At 48.1% G+C, this 14,952-nt stretch carries 15 protein-coding genes; all 15 read left to right on the forward strand.

Going from position 1 to position 14,952, the window contains the following annotated elements; all coding sequences use genetic code 11:
• The first annotated feature begins 116 nt into the window (after nt 1-116).
• Nucleotides 117-1,337 carry a hypothetical protein gene (locus tag KHS38_RS12140; protein ID WP_213488814.1) on the forward strand — a complete coding sequence of 407 codons (1,221 nt, stop codon included), beginning with the start codon at nt 117-119 and terminating at the stop codon, nt 1,335-1,337.
• Complete coding sequence (locus tag KHS38_RS12145; RefSeq protein ID WP_213488815.1) at nt 1,330-2,289, forward strand: DUF6712 family protein; 960 nt, start codon at nt 1,330-1,332, stop codon at nt 2,287-2,289. The genes KHS38_RS12140 and KHS38_RS12145 overlap by 8 nt, the downstream gene beginning before the upstream one ends.
• Nucleotides 2,290-2,298: 9 nt before the next feature.
• On the forward strand, nt 2,299-2,625 hold the full coding sequence (locus tag KHS38_RS12150) for a hypothetical protein (RefSeq protein ID WP_213488816.1): 327 nt from the start codon (nt 2,299-2,301) through the stop codon (nt 2,623-2,625).
• Nucleotides 2,626-2,629: 4 nt separating this feature from the next.
• Nucleotides 2,630-2,992, forward strand: a complete 363-nt coding sequence (locus KHS38_RS12155; RefSeq protein WP_213488817.1) for a hypothetical protein — start codon at nt 2,630-2,632, stop codon at nt 2,990-2,992.
• On the forward strand, nt 2,914-3,444 hold the full coding sequence (locus KHS38_RS12160) for a peptidoglycan-binding protein (RefSeq protein ID WP_249665378.1): 531 nt from the start codon (nt 2,914-2,916) through the stop codon (nt 3,442-3,444). The genes KHS38_RS12155 and KHS38_RS12160 overlap by 79 nt, the downstream gene beginning before the upstream one ends.
• Complete coding sequence (locus KHS38_RS12165; protein ID WP_213488818.1) at nt 3,441-3,980, forward strand: hypothetical protein; 540 nt, start codon at nt 3,441-3,443, stop codon at nt 3,978-3,980. The genes KHS38_RS12160 and KHS38_RS12165 overlap by 4 nt, the downstream gene beginning before the upstream one ends.
• A gap of 653 nt (nt 3,981-4,633) precedes the next feature.
• Nucleotides 4,634-5,386 carry a hypothetical protein gene (locus tag KHS38_RS12170; RefSeq protein WP_213488819.1) on the forward strand — a complete coding sequence of 251 codons (753 nt, stop codon included), beginning with the start codon at nt 4,634-4,636 and terminating at the stop codon, nt 5,384-5,386.
• Entirely contained in the window at nt 5,383-5,898 is a 516-nt protein-coding gene (locus KHS38_RS12175; protein ID WP_213488820.1) for a hypothetical protein, read from the forward strand. The genes KHS38_RS12170 and KHS38_RS12175 overlap by 4 nt, the downstream gene beginning before the upstream one ends.
• Nucleotides 5,898-8,615, forward strand: a complete 2,718-nt coding sequence (locus KHS38_RS12180; protein WP_213488821.1) for a hypothetical protein — start codon at nt 5,898-5,900, stop codon at nt 8,613-8,615. Before KHS38_RS12175 ends, KHS38_RS12180 begins: the two co-directional genes overlap by 1 nt.
• A gap of 2 nt (nt 8,616-8,617) precedes the next feature.
• Nucleotides 8,618-9,472, forward strand: coding sequence for a hypothetical protein (locus KHS38_RS12185; RefSeq protein WP_213488822.1), 855 nt, complete (start codon nt 8,618-8,620; stop codon nt 9,470-9,472).
• Nucleotides 9,473-9,474: 2 nt separating this feature from the next.
• Nucleotides 9,475-9,759 carry a hypothetical protein gene (locus KHS38_RS12190; protein ID WP_213488823.1) on the forward strand — a complete coding sequence of 95 codons (285 nt, stop codon included), beginning with the start codon at nt 9,475-9,477 and terminating at the stop codon, nt 9,757-9,759.
• Nucleotides 9,752-11,125, forward strand: coding sequence for a hypothetical protein (locus tag KHS38_RS12195; RefSeq protein WP_213488824.1), 1,374 nt, complete (start codon nt 9,752-9,754; stop codon nt 11,123-11,125). The genes KHS38_RS12190 and KHS38_RS12195 overlap by 8 nt, the downstream gene beginning before the upstream one ends.
• On the forward strand, nt 11,118-11,303 hold the full coding sequence (locus KHS38_RS12200; RefSeq protein WP_213488825.1) for a hypothetical protein: 186 nt from the start codon (nt 11,118-11,120) through the stop codon (nt 11,301-11,303). The genes KHS38_RS12195 and KHS38_RS12200 overlap by 8 nt, the downstream gene beginning before the upstream one ends.
• A 1,126-nt stretch (nt 11,304-12,429) precedes the next feature.
• A complete protein-coding gene (locus KHS38_RS12205; protein ID WP_213488826.1) occupies nt 12,430-14,499 on the forward strand; it encodes a hypothetical protein in 2,070 nt (689 codons plus the stop codon).
• Nucleotides 14,499-14,951: a hypothetical protein gene (locus tag KHS38_RS12210; RefSeq protein ID WP_213488827.1), complete on the forward strand. Its 453-nt coding sequence runs from the start codon at nt 14,499-14,501 to the stop codon at nt 14,949-14,951. Before KHS38_RS12205 ends, KHS38_RS12210 begins: the two co-directional genes overlap by 1 nt.
• Nucleotide 14,952 lies beyond the last annotated feature (1 nt).

A 14,952-nucleotide genomic window follows, 5' to 3' on the forward strand; every position in this document is an offset into this window, starting at 1 on the left:
GCAGCGCCGACTTCCTACCAGGTGCGAAGATTTTATTAGTATCAACCGACGAGCCTGCCGGTCCTTCATCAACGCCACTGTTAAAAACGACGGCCGGTGGCGGTAGCGCCGGCGTGATGAAGTGGGGACCTAGCAATGCGAACCCGCAGCAGATCATATCACTGGCCAATCAATCGCCGGAGATACTTGCACTCATAGATTTTTATCATACTTCGCTTTACGGCAAAGGATTGTATTATGAGGTGTATGACGGCCTAGATAGCAAGGGTAAACACACTTGGAAGCGTGGCTTCGATCCGGAAGTTGAAGACTGGATCGCCTTCAATAAATTGAATACTTACTTCCTGGAAAGCGTTATTGACTTCGCCTGGTTCTATCATTCGTTTCCGGAGCTGATCAAAAACAAGCGCGGCGATAAGATTGCACAAATCACCGCACAGGAAGCGTCTTTTTGCCGGTTTGGCTTTCAAAATAAGCAAGGTTATAGCGACAAGATCTATATCAATGCCAACTGGCCGAACGCCACGGCTGATGATCCGCTTACCATACCAGTAACGGCCGTGGATCCCTACAATTTGTACCAGGTACAATTTGTCTCCAGCTTGAAAGACAGTAAGTTTATTTACCCGATAAACTTCCCAACACCCGGCAAGGTACTTTACCAGGATGCCATGTGGCATTCAATCTTTCCATCCGGCTGGTTCGATATATCCAGGCTGATCCCGATCCTGAAAAAAGCGCTGATGCAATTCACGATGACGATCAAATACGTCATTGAGGTACCGCAACAGTTCTGGGAGCGTCAGGCGGAAGATCGCGGCAAGAAATGGAGCGACATGCTGCCTGGCGAAAAGAAATCACTCAAGCGGGAGGTGAACAAGGAAATGAACGACTTCCTCACCGGTGCTGACAATGCCGGCAAATCGTTCGTGACCACGTTTGGCTTTGATGTGCAAAAGGGAGTTAAGATTCCAGGTGTCACCGTGACCGCACTGGATGACAAGATCAAGGATGGTAAATGGATCGAAGACGGTAAAGAAGCCGGTGGCCACTTCATACGTGGTTTCGGCATCCCGGTGCCGTTGATCGGTCCGATCTCATCGGGCGACATGGGCGGCGGATCCGGCTCTGATGCCCGTGTTCACGAGAATATTTTCAATAACCGGTTAACCTCAAGGCGTGAGCGCTTACTGGAGCCGCTAAACTTCATAGCTGAATACAATGGATGGCGTGCGCGTATGCCGGGCTTCCGTTTCCAGGTCGAGCAATTTGTACTCGACACACTTGACGTTAACCATTCCACCTCAAATACAGCCCCTTCCCCTAAAAATGAATAGACTATTAAACTCAACCGAAGAACTTAAAGCGCATTTTGCCACGGTTGATGGCAATATCAAGTGGCCCTCATTCAAAAGTTTTGAAGAGGATGCCGAGCGTGATGTGATTGAACCGGCTATAGGCCAGGACACCATTGACGTGTTGACCGGTAATGCCGGTACATTGGACGGCGTGAAGCTTCAGGCGCTCGAGCTGCTTCAGCGTAGCGCCGCTTATCTGACCGTTTTGAACTGGAGCCAGACGAGTACCTTCCGGATTACGGATCAGGCGCTGTATATCTCCAAAGGCAACGACGGCGTTGTCATCTCCGACAAAAAGTTAAGAGATTTTCGCAGCCATTGCGAAACAGCCGGCTACAACTTTTTAGATAAGGCCATCGACCTGATGGAACGCAACCTCGTCTTGTTTCCATCTTATGCCGATTCGGGTGTTCGCCAGGAACAAATGAAAAACTTTATCCGGACGGCCATTGAATTTTCCGCTCAAAAGAACATTCGTAACAGCCGGGTAACCTTCCTGGCCATGCGCGAAACCATGCTGGATGTCGAGGACCATTATCTGCCGGTTGCCATGGGCGCTTATTACCCGGTGTATAAAGAGCGCTTCCTGGATGACGACCTGAGCCAGCCCGAAAAGGTGCTGCTGCCTATGATCCGCAAGGCGGTCGCTTTCCTCACCATTGCAGGATCCGGTGACTTGCCGCTCCAGTTCACGGCCGATGGCATTTTCGTAAGCCGGCTGAATAGCAGCATGGATTTCGAGCAGCGCGATCCGGCCGACCAGGCGCGGATCCAGTATCAGCTGGATGATTTGCGCGATAAAGGAATGCGGAAGCTGAACGAGCTTCGCACACATCTGATAGATAATGCAACTGCATATCCGGACTTTCAGTTTACCGCTGCTCCGGACGTGGAGGTTAACTCAAAAGACAGCGGACTTTTCATCTTTTAAGATTTTACCATGTTACCAACAACACCCACGACACCCTCTGAACGTTACCCGCCGGCTCCGGATAACACAGGCAACTTTTTAGCACAGCCGATCACCTTAAACATGCTGCAGTTCATTGCCGGCCTGGTTCTGACGGCGGCAACGATCGTCATCACCTTTATGACCAGGATCAACGACCTCGAGAAAACTATCCTGGTGAACAATGCCGAGCAGATCAAGCGCAACGATGTGCAGGATGAACGGCGCAATAGTGACCGGACCGAATTTGTGCACCTGCAAATGGATGTCGCCGACCTCCGGCAGCAGGTCCGCATTAAGCAAGAAAAAACCCTATAATCATATGTTTAAATTCAAAACAACCCTTATTCATTGGCTTAAGAAGCACAATGAATACCTGCCGCTCCTGATCGCGGTACTGCTGTTTTACTTCTCACCCTACGCGCTCCGGATGTTGGATCCAACTGCCGGCACTTATGACGTGGGCGTACTGCAGGTCGAGTTGCTGGCCGTGATCTATTTCTGCATTGTGCAGGCCGTGGTCTGGATGGCCTTGAAGGTCAACTGGCTTCCGCTCCGGGATTATTTCGAAAACGAATTTGCTAACCACTTCAAAAATCTATCACCATGGCAAAAAATGTGTGTATCCTTATTTGTGTACTTCTTTTTAATGTTCTCCCTGGTTATTCTCAGCAGGGCAATCTAAAATCAAAGGTTCAGCAAACGTACAGCTCACAGATCGGTGTCCGGGAGCTTACCGGGAACAACGACGGTAAGCAAGTGGAGGCCTTCCTGGCTTACGTGCACCTGAAAAAAGGTAATCCCTGGTGTGCCGCGTTCGTTTGCTGGGCGCTCGGTCAGAACCAGATAACCAATCCGAGGAGCGGATATTGCCCGGACCTGTTCGGAAAAAAGCATGTCGTATGGAAACGAAACGCCAAGGGCAACCAGGAACCGCTCACCGGCGACGTGTTTGGTCTGTACTTTCCGGAGAAAGGCCGCATTGCCCACGTCGGCTTTGTTGATGAGTGGGGACCCTCGGTCACGATCACCGTTGAAGGTAACACGAATGATGCCGGCAGTCGTGAAGGTGATGGCGTCTATCGAAAGAAGCGTTTAACCAGGCAGATTTATGCCGTAAGCCGGTACATACCATGAAAGGCCTCGTTCCTGCAGGAGTGATCGCCATGGTGATCATCCTGGCTGGCTTGGTGGCAAACCTGCTGCTGAATTCGGGATGCAGCGGCCGCAAAGCAGCTGTTCGAATCGAAAGCAAGGCGTCCGAATCGGACTCCAGCGCAAAGTTAAAATCAAATTTTAATCATCAGGACACCTCAAAGCAGGTGTCCTTAACTACTCAATTCTCAAATGAAGACATCGAAGATCAAACTACATGGTACTTCACACCTGGCACTGCTATCCAGTTTGGCCCTGATGGAAGTTACACAGGCAAGGCTGACAGCGCCAAAACGAAACGGCGACACAAGAAGCAAGCTGGATCCACAAATAGCCTCGAAACTAAAAAGGGAATCACAGAGGTAAGCAGCAACAAAGCTAAGGTCGATGTGAGTAAGCATTCGACTGAAAAGCGGAAGGATAAGGAAACCGAGCGTAAGGGCATTGATCCTGGGATTACTATTGGAATCGGGATCGTTTGCATAGCATTGTTGATTTTCGTATTTCGAAGATTGTAAGCCGTTTTTTTGACTAACGATTCATCGACGTGGCGATCTGCAAACTTTTCCGCATCTTTCAAAGTTTACTCATTGATCCCCTAACATTATCATGAAGTATTAACTTGAACGTGATCAGCTACAGCAGCAGGTCGATGAAATCCGAAAACAAGCGTATGTCTTGCCAGAAGACTCAGAAGAGCGAGTCGAAATTATTAGAACTCTTATTCCCTTACAGTCCCGATTGATCCAAATTATTGAAAAGCTAGGCGGTTGGAATGATCTGGATTATTGAACAATTACTTGTCAATATTTATCTTTGAGCGTTTGATGTAAGAAGGTACAGATGAAATAGTTGGAAGAGCGAAAAAAGCTACTGAATGATGATATTGCAACCACTAGTGGTAAAATAGTAGCGTTGCCAAAAGATTCCCTAGATCGCCTTTCATTATTGAAAACGCTGATTGAACTTCAGGGTAAGTTGTTAAGTGTTCAGATTGATATCAACATTTCTCATCTAGGACGGCTCATGGATGATCATTAAAATCGTCGATTAATCGCCCGCTTAGTAAATCATTAGATCAGGTTTTATAAAAATTATAAGTTTGAGCGATTGGTGAAATCGCTCAAACACTGTCCTTTATTACCATGCTGCCGCCCGGCAACTTTGGTCTATGCATCAAATCAGCATAGACAACGAAATATTCAAGGCTCCGTCATCCTGGAACGAGCTAACTGCCGCGCAGTTGCTCCACATCACCAGGATCCGGAGCCTTTTTCATGACCAGGCAGATACCGCAAAAATGCTGGTGCTCCAGCTTTTCAATATTCCTTCATCTATTGCCATCAAATTGAAGGGTTACCAACTGATTCAGCTGACCGATTGCCTGGACTGGCAGTTTGAGCGGAATAACCTGGCGAGGTGGCTGATTCCAACACTCAAGTGCCGCCGCCGTTCATATGACGGACCAGCCGATCACCTGTCCGACCTTACTGGTAACGAGTTTATTTATGCCGAGCTGAGTTATCAAAAGTGGCTGTTTGATGGAAACATCAGCCACCTGCATAAACTTACTGCCATACTTTACCGAAATCGAAAGGTTGATTTTGATCCGGATGAAATAGCTGACCGCCTGAATCGCCTGCAAACGTTGCCGAGCTGGTACCATGAAGCTATAGCGCTCAATTATGCCGGTTGTCGGAATGTGATGATCGACCTGCACCCGCACGTCTGGAAAAAGTCAGCGCCTGCAGCTGATGATCAGGCGCTCGCCATCACCAGCTGGACGGATATTTTTCTTGACCTGGCTGAGAGCGGAAGGTTCGGTGAGTTTAACCACACTTTAAAATACAACGTGTGGCTGCTCATTAAGGATCTCGATAAGAACGCAAAAAAAATCGCGGAACTGGAGGCCGCTCGCAAATGACGGAACAATTCTTAAAAACTTACTTCGAAAGCTTAGCCAGGTGTAACCGCCATATCGGTCACTCAGATGAAAAGGTAGCGTTCTGCCGGATCCGCAACCGGTATGACCTGACCGAGTTTGATACCTCGCTCCGGAACATGACCAGCGATATCTGCCTGCTCCTGGAGCTGGGCTCTGGTGGCTTTGGTAGCTGGGACAGTCCAAAAGATTCCGCTCAGGTCGGCCTGCATCTTTTAATCAAAACCGATGAGCTTTTCGAAAATCAGGAAGCTGCCCGTGACCGGGCAAAGGCTCTTTTGAAATCTATACTCACCCGTATGCGATATGACAGGGAGGAAGCCGGTTTGCGTGACGATGGGCAGGACGGTCCGCTCCGGGTGGCTAATATTCTTTTTGACAATGCCGGCAAGTATGATGATATGGAAGCTGATGAAAATTGGTTCGGCAAAAGCCTATACATAAACCTGAGCTCCATCGAAAGCATGGAGTATAACCCTAACGACTGGCTCTAATGGCAATTCAGACTTTACAACAGCCCGGCCTGATCTCATTCAGCCGGAACTCGATCGTTTTTCAGTTTAAAACCGACGCCCGGTATGCGGTGCGGGGTTTTACGTATATCGGTCGGCTTACTTTCGATTACAACGCCCCGGAGAGTTACGGCTTTACGCTGTCCTATGGGGATATTTCGCAAAACTTTACTGTTACCCAATCGCCTGATGATAGTGGTTTGCAGCTGCCATCTTACTGGAATGGTGACACCTTAGCCGACTATACGCAGGAATTGGCCGACGCATTGAACGGCAACTTTTATTTAAGCGGCGACTTTGTTTTCGAGCCGGCAGGCGATGGCGCCAACTACTGGATATCGGTGTCGGCCAGGAAAGCCGGGACCATCTATAATCTTTCGGTATCGAATTCAGCTTACATCGGCCTGCAAACATCCAGGTATGGCACAGCGCCGGTATTGAACCCTAACTTCAAGCTCTTATGCGAGTTGTGGATTCAAAAAACGGCCACTTCCGAGCCTTACAAAGTGAGTGATCCCTTCCTGGAAGTGGATGATGATGGCGTGGCAACATTGGATATCAGCGGCCAGTTGACCGATGTGATGTTAGCGGATGGCTACGAGCGGCCGGTGTTTACCGATCCGATAGCTCTAGTCAACCTGCAGACGGTCGTCCGCTACTTTTTGCGCTATGCCGAGGTGTATGGCGACAGTCAGGTAGTGAGACGGATCAGCACGACCGGTACTTTCTTTGCCCTGTTAGGCGGTATAAGCAAAGAAAAGCTTGCTGAGTTCAATTTTCCGGGCAGCTTCATTGCCGGCGATAAGCTCCGTTTCCTGAAGCAAGAACCGCTCGAAAAGTATTTGCTGCCCGAGCAGCCGGAATTTTTAAGCGTAGTGCTTTTTAATGGTGACCACCAGGGCCTACAGCTAAAATTCACTGTTCACTTTGACGACGACAGTACGGCCACCATCTACAAGTATGCCATGGGCACCCAGGGGCAATTCACTAAGCTTACCTATCCGGTGGGTTTTGTACAAAATGCGCTTAACCTGGTAAAGGCTGATCATGCCGTGATCAAGTACGATGTAGTGCTGGTCAATGGCGCCGGTGATGAGGTGAGCGAGACGAAAACTTACTGGATAGATTATTCTTTTTTGCCGTATGCCCGGATGTTTGTTTACCTGAGCAGTTGGGGTACCTATGATACGCTGGTAAGCTACGGAAAGGGGAGCAGCCAGTATGATATCCTGAACAATACTGCCGAGATCAATACCGATCGCGGCTTTGTGCTGGCTGAAGGTGAGAGGATCAACTACGCAACCAGCCTGAATAATAAAGAAACCATAGCATCCGGCTATATGGAAAAAGCACAGATTCGGATATTTAAAGATATTGCCCTGAGCCGTGACATATTATTGTACCGGAAGAAACGGACCTATGCGGTTGCATTCGCTTCCAAATCTGTAAAAGAATTTAAAGATGGCGAAAACATGCATGCCATCAGCTTCGAGATCGGCTTCCGGTATGACGAGGAGCTTTTCACGCTGGATGACCGCGATGATCAGGACACGCCGCTTTTCTTGCCGTTGCGTATGGTTCAATCAGGACCGGCAGCGCCCCTTCCGGATGGCAGCCTGGATTACCGGTATTACCTGAAGAGCGAGACGCTGACCACCGGCCAGATCAATGATCTGATTAAAGCGGTAAGAGACAGCCTGGATACGCTTGGTATTAAAGAGGCGAAGGATATTCAGGATCTACTGCTCAAGCTGCAGGGTAAGGCCGATACTCTTCACGATCATGATGAGCGGTATATTCTCAAAGCAGATCTGCAGGACCTAATCATTCAAATGCAGGATGTGATCGACAACGGCAGCGCTCTGGCTGAAGACATCACCTTCGACATACAGGTCGGTGCCGTCAACCAGGGCGTGACGCTTACTAAAGGGACAAATTTAACGGAGGTGATCAAAGCAATCGCCTTCAAGGTTTACTATCCGATTCTGAATTTACCGAAGTTTTCGCTATCCCATCAGGAACCGGCGCAGATCGAAGTGGGTACCGTCCTGACGGTTGACCTGGTGTTCAATTTCGATCGCGGTAAGATCCAGGCCACGTGGCCGGGCGGCGTAGATATGCCGATCGTTGGCGAGGCCACCGGTTACCGTTTCTGGAATGCCGACGAATCCGGCTTCCAGCTCGTTGGCGGCAATACTTATCAAAAGCAAAACTATGTGGCACTGCCGGGGGCTAACAGCTTTAAAGCGGACGTGATCTACAATGCAGGGCCGCAGCCGAAAGACAGCAAGGGCAATAACTTCGGTGGAGCCATGCCGGCAGGTATTTCTGATAAAGTCAGCACCTCGTTTACCGGCCTTTATAAACATTTCTGGTCAGCGGTCGCAGTTAACCCGGCTACAGCTGCCGAAGGTCGCCTCGGTAACTCTGCCTGGAGTACCGCTAACACCTTTACCGTGTCCACCGGCATTACGCTCACCCGATGGGCGGTCCTCATCGCACCAGGTAAGAAAGTAGCCAAAGTGATGGACACGACCACCAACAACGACATCACGACCGAGTACCAGCTGCTCGACAGCAACTTCAGCGTCAATGATGCCGGTGGCAACCTGGTATTTGGCTACAAGCTTTACGTAAAGTCGCAGTCCGGTACCTATGACAGCTCACACGATCATGTATTTACCCTTAACAATAATTAACAATGGCAGATAACGCAGCAGCAGCGGTACAGAACGCTGGCGCATATAAAAGAACAGTAGCCGGTAACATTGACTGGTATTATGGCGGTGGCGATATCGCCTGGATCGACAAAGCCTCGGCCATTGCCGGTGTGCCGCTCTGGAGGCGCTCAGGTCAAACACTTGGAATACTTGAAAATAACAAAATCGTCGAGTACATCTGGCACCCTTCCGATTTGAGCGATTCCGGTTTAACTAAGAAGTTCGATGTGATCAGTTCGTCTGGTGGTACCATTCGCGGCCAGGTTTATTTGAACAATGGTACCAACACTACACCCAAATGGTCAGCAGATCCGAACACCGGAGACCGGCATGATCAGTTCGCTACTGGTACTGGTGAGGAAGATGGGCAGTACGTTTTTGAGTGGCTGAACGACCTGAACGACGGTACCAGCTGGCTGTTCCGTAAAAATGACAACGGGCGCTATCAGGACATTTTTAAAATCATGCAGAACGGTTTGCAGCACCGTGGCAAAACGGTGCCGGTGGGTACTGGTACCAGTGCACAGTTCTTTGACGGTACCGGTACTTTACGGAACCTTTCGGATATCAACAGCGGTGTGAAGGGGTATACCTTGTCTTTCGGTTACCCAAAAGCAGACTGGGACGACTTTTTTGAAACTCAGGGGGTAATCACCAGTATTTTACTTAAAGGTGCAACAAAAATACAATATAGTATTGATGACGGTACCAGTTTCATTACGCCAACTTTGCCTTTAAGCCAGCCTATCACGATAAAGGCAGGCACATGGGTCAGGTGGCTTATTACTTACGCGCCAAACATGGCCAGAGTGTCAGCTTATATCAAATTACAATAATCATGATTTACGAATTAGCAGAAGGTATCATTTGGGATACCGAACAACCACTTTACGCACAACAGCCCGAAGCGCAGGAACTGGCCTACACGGCCATGTGGAAAAATCCAATTAACGAAACTACCGAACCAACGCTTAACGGCTACCACCGTACGTTAACCCAGGTGTATGCTATGGGCAATTACTTTTTAAATGTACAGTATTTGTACAATGAGCTACCCACTTCAAAAGAATGGGCCGGGCTTGAAAACGTCTTATACACTCTAACAACAACGATCAATGGCTAATACATTCAGAGTAATTGTACCGGCTGGCTCTACAGCCTATTACGTAAGCAAGGCAGGCAGCGACAGCAATGACGGGCTGACACCTGATACACCTAAAGCAACTATTTCGGGCGTCATGGCAGCCATTGCTGCTTTGGCGGCAACTACCAAAGTTCATATAATTGTAGGTGCCGGTGTGTATGAGGAGGCCATTTCCTCCGGTAGCAAGTTGGGAATTGGTTCACAGATGGTAGCAGACGGACAGGTAGTGCTTCGCGGTAATGGAACGAACACCATCTCTTTAGGCGCTTCGCCTGGTTGTGGGGTAGTTGGATTCATCATTGAAAACTATGCTACTGCCGGGTTTAGGAACTCGTTAACAAATTGTTTGATCCGGAATTGCCCGAATGTCTCTCCTGGCATTGTAGGAGCAAGCATTGATAGTTGCCAGATTATCGGCGCAGCCATTGCCGGCAGGCCGACCTTGATAAACTCAGTTTTTCTTGATTGTAGTTTCCCAGGTGGGTTAAACAATTTTAAGTCTTCGTACTTCAACGGGAACTGTACCATAACGATGGCTATGGAAACCGTGACCAGTGTGGGAAACGTGGACTACAATAACATTATGGGTATGCTGCGAAACGGTACGACCGGCAACTACAAGTCCCTCGCTGATTTTAAAGCGGATTATCCCGGCTACTTCCTGAATTGCATCAACTTGCCGCCAAAGTTCAATAACCCGGCGAAGTATGATTTCACCCTGCAAGCAGATAGTCCGCACATCGGTGCAGGCAATAGTGACGGAACGTTCAATATAGGCGGTACGAGTTACGGGGTGCCTTATGTAGCCGGTGTGGCTCCGCAATGGTTAGAGCCGAACGCGGTGATCAGTCGTAGCGATGGCCAAAACCCTGACCTGGTGATGAGCGGTACTGATTTGATATTGGCACCCGGTAAGCAGGTCGGTGCTATTACTTCGGCACCGATGCGTATTTCATTAAACCCGGTAGCAATTCAGCAGATGCAGTACAACGGCTTTTTGGGATTCAATAAAAGTCAGGCAGGCGGTTCGGCCACCAATAACAACGTGCCTGATGCAAATGTGTATGCCGGCAGCGCTGCCAATGGCGGCGGTAACCCGGACCGTTTATCTTACGAAATGCGCTGGACGGATAATGATACTATGCCGGGTTCGGATGTAGATTGGACGGTAACGCCCATTGTAGCACCAGGTAGTTTCCTTCGTTTTGAGTGGAACACGCAGCCGCTGTTCGATACGATGGGCTTTGGAAACGGCAGTGCATCGTTCAACAAGAATGCCAGCCCTTCTCCGGTATCGGCCGTTTGGATCCAAATTCGGGTAACCTTAACGAACAACTATGTTTAGTATAACCGTTGTAGCCAAACCCGCACAGGTCCTTGAGTCGCTGAAGGGTTTTAAGGGCATCACCATAACAACCAATAAAAAGCAGACGATGGAGCCGCTGATCGGCTTCAAAGGAATCAGTGTGGCACTGCCATCGGTACAAACCGGCAGCGCTATCAAAATTGTGCATTATCGCTAAAACATAAAAGCCCGCAGACTATGCGGGCTTTCTATCGGCTAAAACATTGGATCGGCATTTACTTAACCGCCAAGTGACGGCTAATGTCGATATCAAGGATAAACGTTGATTGCAGTTGTTTTGGCAAAATAAAGGCTGGCACTCGCTGCCAGCCTTCAACATTAGTCTTCTAAAATAACGATGGGCTCTATAGGAGCCACTATATAAGAGAGCATATGTCAATAACATTAAATATTCTTATAAGTTTTGAGATTTATAATATGGTCAAGTTTTTTATTTTAAAAGTGAGCTGACGATTGGATGTTGTTCAAAAGGGAAGTTACAGTCATTAAAAAAACCCGCAATTTCTTGCGGGTTCCATCTTAATCAAATTAACTCGAACGGCTCCTATAAAAGCCACTTTACTAATTATGTTTTACAAAATGATAACGTCAGTTATTTAAAAAAGTTTTAGAGTTAATCATTAGTAGTAAGCCATCAGCTGATGATTAAAATCAAAAGCCCACACTCGCTGCGGGCTTTTAGATAGTTTTAAGTTTTCTACCAGGCTCTGAATAAGCCGATCACTATTGAATAAACTAAAGGTATAAAAATCTTTTCTAAAGATTTAAATAATATTCTCATAAACAGCTTGAATGAGTTATAAGTCGTCTAATGTGAGTGTATGATTGAATCATCTTTATAAGAAGATAGTAAATAATAAAAAATCCCCGCAGTGGCTGCGGGGGTTGGATCGGCTCATAAAACTAACTAACGGCTTATATATAAGCCACCATTTGGTACTCTCATATTATTAACACCAAGTACTTGATTAGGTTTCCCGAAAGATGTATTCAAATAAAATGGATCGGTATAAAAAACAAAAACCCGCACTCGCTGCAGGTTTTTTGTCGCTTTGAAATTCTATCTGAAGTGTCTTCTTATCTCCAGAGAAAAAGGTTAATCATTAAACACGGATTACTTCAATAAGTTTTGAGAGAGGAGTAGTCTGGTGAAAGTAACCCGGAACCTTCACTTGCTGAATGTTCCGGGTTGGTTCAAAAAACTACTATAAGCTCTATCTGAGCTGTTAAGAAGCGGGTTACTATAAAATTAGGTTAATATTCTTAAAAGGCGTAGATAAATTATGATTAAACTAAAAAAAGACGGGCAGTATTTTGACATCGAACCAGGCGAGGTACTGCCTATTGAATGGGTATCCACGGTTTTTAATGATGATTCCGAAATTAAAGGAAGCATCTCTAAGCCGGTCATGGCACCGTTCACTCCAAGAAACAACATGCTGCTTAAAAATGCGCAGCTTATTGAGAACCGTTCCTCCAGGTACGCCACGACGGTTTACATTGAAGTCTTCGGTAGCACCTGGAAGCAGGCACAGCTAAACTTTGATGTGACGCCGGACGGTTATGAAATGGACTGCCTGATCGATAACGCTGAGTTTGCCAAGCTGATTAAGGAAAAAACACTGCCACAAGTGTTTTTGCTGAATGATAATGGTACGCTTAGTGATTTTGTGTATGACCGGTTAGGCGAGGGGAGCCTGGATGTGCTAGCCAACATGCTTGACCGGGCATCCAATCCGGGTAAAGGCAGTTGTGTGTTCTTTTCGCAAAAGAACGATGCCCTATTCGGCAGCTTTGATGGTGATGACAACAGCCTGCCATACGATAAGAATTACCGCATCAATGTGTACAATAACGAGGCGGATTACCTGTCAGCGGTTCTTACGCCGTCCGGGCGCCGTTCGCTGTTTTTCAATCCCAGCTATTATTTACGATGGGTTATCCGTCAGGTATGCCGGTTCCTGGGCTTTGAGGCCACCGGTGATTTCTTTACCGATGACGCTACGCTATCATTGGTGATTGATAACACTGGTATGATCGACGGAGATACGCTTTTTTCAAGGGGTGGTGGTAACATAGCGCCGGCAAGGCACCTCCCAAACATCAAAATCGCTGATTTCTTTAAAATTATTCGCAGTAGCTTTAAACTGGCCATGTACTTTGATGGCAACGAGCGGAAAGCCTATTTTAATTACGCACCGGCCATCGTGGCCTCACCGGATGCGGTTGATATTTCCGGCTATACGGAAAAAGGGCTCACTATCCAAAGCTATGTTCCGACCGGTTACACCCTGGAGCAAAAAGCGGATAACGATGACGCGTTATTCAAAACCTTTGAATATGTAAAAAACTACTTTATCGGTGACATGACCGATCCGCAGCCGCTGAGCAGCTTTGTCGGTACCACGTTCATGACCGATGTGAACGAGCCCAGGCCGGTCGATGGTGGCGTTTGGCGGGTACCCCGGAAGCGGCAAACCGGTAACCTGTATTGCCCGGCCGCTAAGGGTACCGAAGCTTATAATGAACAGGGCTACACAAAAAATGAGTTCGAGTTCCGGATTCTGAACTACCGTGGCCGGCGCATGGATTCCAATTACCGGTTATTCTATTACGCCTCGTCGGATGGTCTGGAGATCAATGGCCAGGAGGAGCCTGGCGCTTTATCCTGCTGGCTCGGTGGCACCGATGGCCTGATCAACCGGTTCATTAAGCCCTGGTTGCTTTATTACCTCCGTACCGAGCAGGTTGAGCTGACCGCTCATCTGCCGGCCAACCTGCTGCTGCAGCTTTCGCCACTGAAGAAAATCGTTTGGCGAACGCCTACCAGGGCCCTCATGCCGGCGCTTATCCACCAGGTCGAGTTCGAGCAATCCAGCTACGATCCGGAAAGGATATCGGCTAGGATCCAAGTATACCCGATCTATAACCAGGCCGCGGTTGATGTCAAAGAATTTACCAGGGTGCAGCCTGGTGAAATCGAAAATCCAGGCAAGATCTATGTCAAGTTCCGGATGGTTACCGACAGTGAGGAGTATAAATACCCTGATAAGCCCTACAAAATATTGCTTAGCCGGTATCAAAGCGGCTACCTCGACTTTTTTAGTGATGAAGCCTGCACCAAGCCAAAAACGGTGGCAAACCTGCCGGTAAATATGCGGTACAGCTATAGGGGTAAGAACCCGCGCAACTACGTGTACGCTCCATTTACAGTAATAGCAAACGGCTCATCGCATAAGATCGTGCAGGATATCGGTATCTCTCAAACTATTTACTACAAAAGCAGCAGTGACTATTGGGCAAAAGGCTATGACTTGGATCCTGCCGGTGGACCTGATTATATCGTCAAATAATGGCTGAAGAAACTACACTCAATTTAAGTAACGAAGAACTCGCTCAGAAGTGGGCTGAGATCGTGGTTGACCGCTGGATGCAGGCACTCCAGAAACAAAGGATCGGCGCCACCGGCGAGCTGCAGCGCTCTTTTCTAAAAGAACTGCACAAAGCCGGTGGCGACGTGGATAAGGTCATTTTTAGGTTTTACAAATATGGCCGCTTTCCGGACATGGGTGTCGGCCGTGGCATGTCCCTTAATGGCAGGGTACTCAACCGTAGATTTGACCGGTACACCGATATGAACGGCCGGACGGCTGGCCGGCAGGCCCGGCGAAAAAAGCCCTGGTACACCAAAACCTTTTACAGGGAGGTTGCCAAGTTCCGGGACCTGTACCAAAGGCAGTATGGTCAGCAGATCGCCGGCCTACTCGAAAGCGGATTAACAGATTCAATCACTTTAACTACATAAC

Source organism: Mucilaginibacter sp. Bleaf8, assembly GCF_018390515.1.
In the GTDB taxonomy this organism is placed as follows: domain Bacteria; phylum Bacteroidota; class Bacteroidia; order Sphingobacteriales; family Sphingobacteriaceae; genus Mucilaginibacter.

Bases quoted from the DNA above. Each gene is read 5' to 3' on its own strand.
- KHS38_RS12140 (WP_213488814.1), top strand. From the start codon at position 117: ATGAAGTGGGGACCTAGCAATGCGAACCCGCAGCAGATCATATCACTG.
- KHS38_RS12145 (WP_213488815.1), top strand. From the start codon at position 1,330: ATGAATAGACTATTAAACTCAACCGAAGAACTTAAAGCGCATTTTGCC.
- KHS38_RS12150 (WP_213488816.1), top strand. From the start codon at position 2,299: ATGTTACCAACAACACCCACGACACCCTCTGAACGTTACCCGCCGGCT.
- KHS38_RS12155 (WP_213488817.1), top strand. From the start codon at position 2,630: ATGTTTAAATTCAAAACAACCCTTATTCATTGGCTTAAGAAGCACAAT.
- KHS38_RS12160 (WP_249665378.1), top strand. From the start codon at position 2,914: ATGGCAAAAAATGTGTGTATCCTTATTTGTGTACTTCTTTTTAATGTT.
- KHS38_RS12165 (WP_213488818.1), top strand. From the start codon at position 3,441: ATGAAAGGCCTCGTTCCTGCAGGAGTGATCGCCATGGTGATCATCCTG.
- KHS38_RS12170 (WP_213488819.1), top strand. From the start codon at position 4,634: ATGCATCAAATCAGCATAGACAACGAAATATTCAAGGCTCCGTCATCC.
- KHS38_RS12175 (WP_213488820.1), top strand. From the start codon at position 5,383: ATGACGGAACAATTCTTAAAAACTTACTTCGAAAGCTTAGCCAGGTGT.
- KHS38_RS12180 (WP_213488821.1), top strand. From the start codon at position 5,898: ATGGCAATTCAGACTTTACAACAGCCCGGCCTGATCTCATTCAGCCGG.
- KHS38_RS12185 (WP_213488822.1), top strand. From the start codon at position 8,618: ATGGCAGATAACGCAGCAGCAGCGGTACAGAACGCTGGCGCATATAAA.
- KHS38_RS12190 (WP_213488823.1), top strand. From the start codon at position 9,475: ATGATTTACGAATTAGCAGAAGGTATCATTTGGGATACCGAACAACCA.
- KHS38_RS12195 (WP_213488824.1), top strand. From the start codon at position 9,752: ATGGCTAATACATTCAGAGTAATTGTACCGGCTGGCTCTACAGCCTAT.
- KHS38_RS12200 (WP_213488825.1), top strand. From the start codon at position 11,118: ATGTTTAGTATAACCGTTGTAGCCAAACCCGCACAGGTCCTTGAGTCG.
- KHS38_RS12205 (WP_213488826.1), top strand. From the start codon at position 12,430: ATGATTAAACTAAAAAAAGACGGGCAGTATTTTGACATCGAACCAGGC.
- KHS38_RS12210 (WP_213488827.1), top strand. From the start codon at position 14,499: ATGGCTGAAGAAACTACACTCAATTTAAGTAACGAAGAACTCGCTCAG.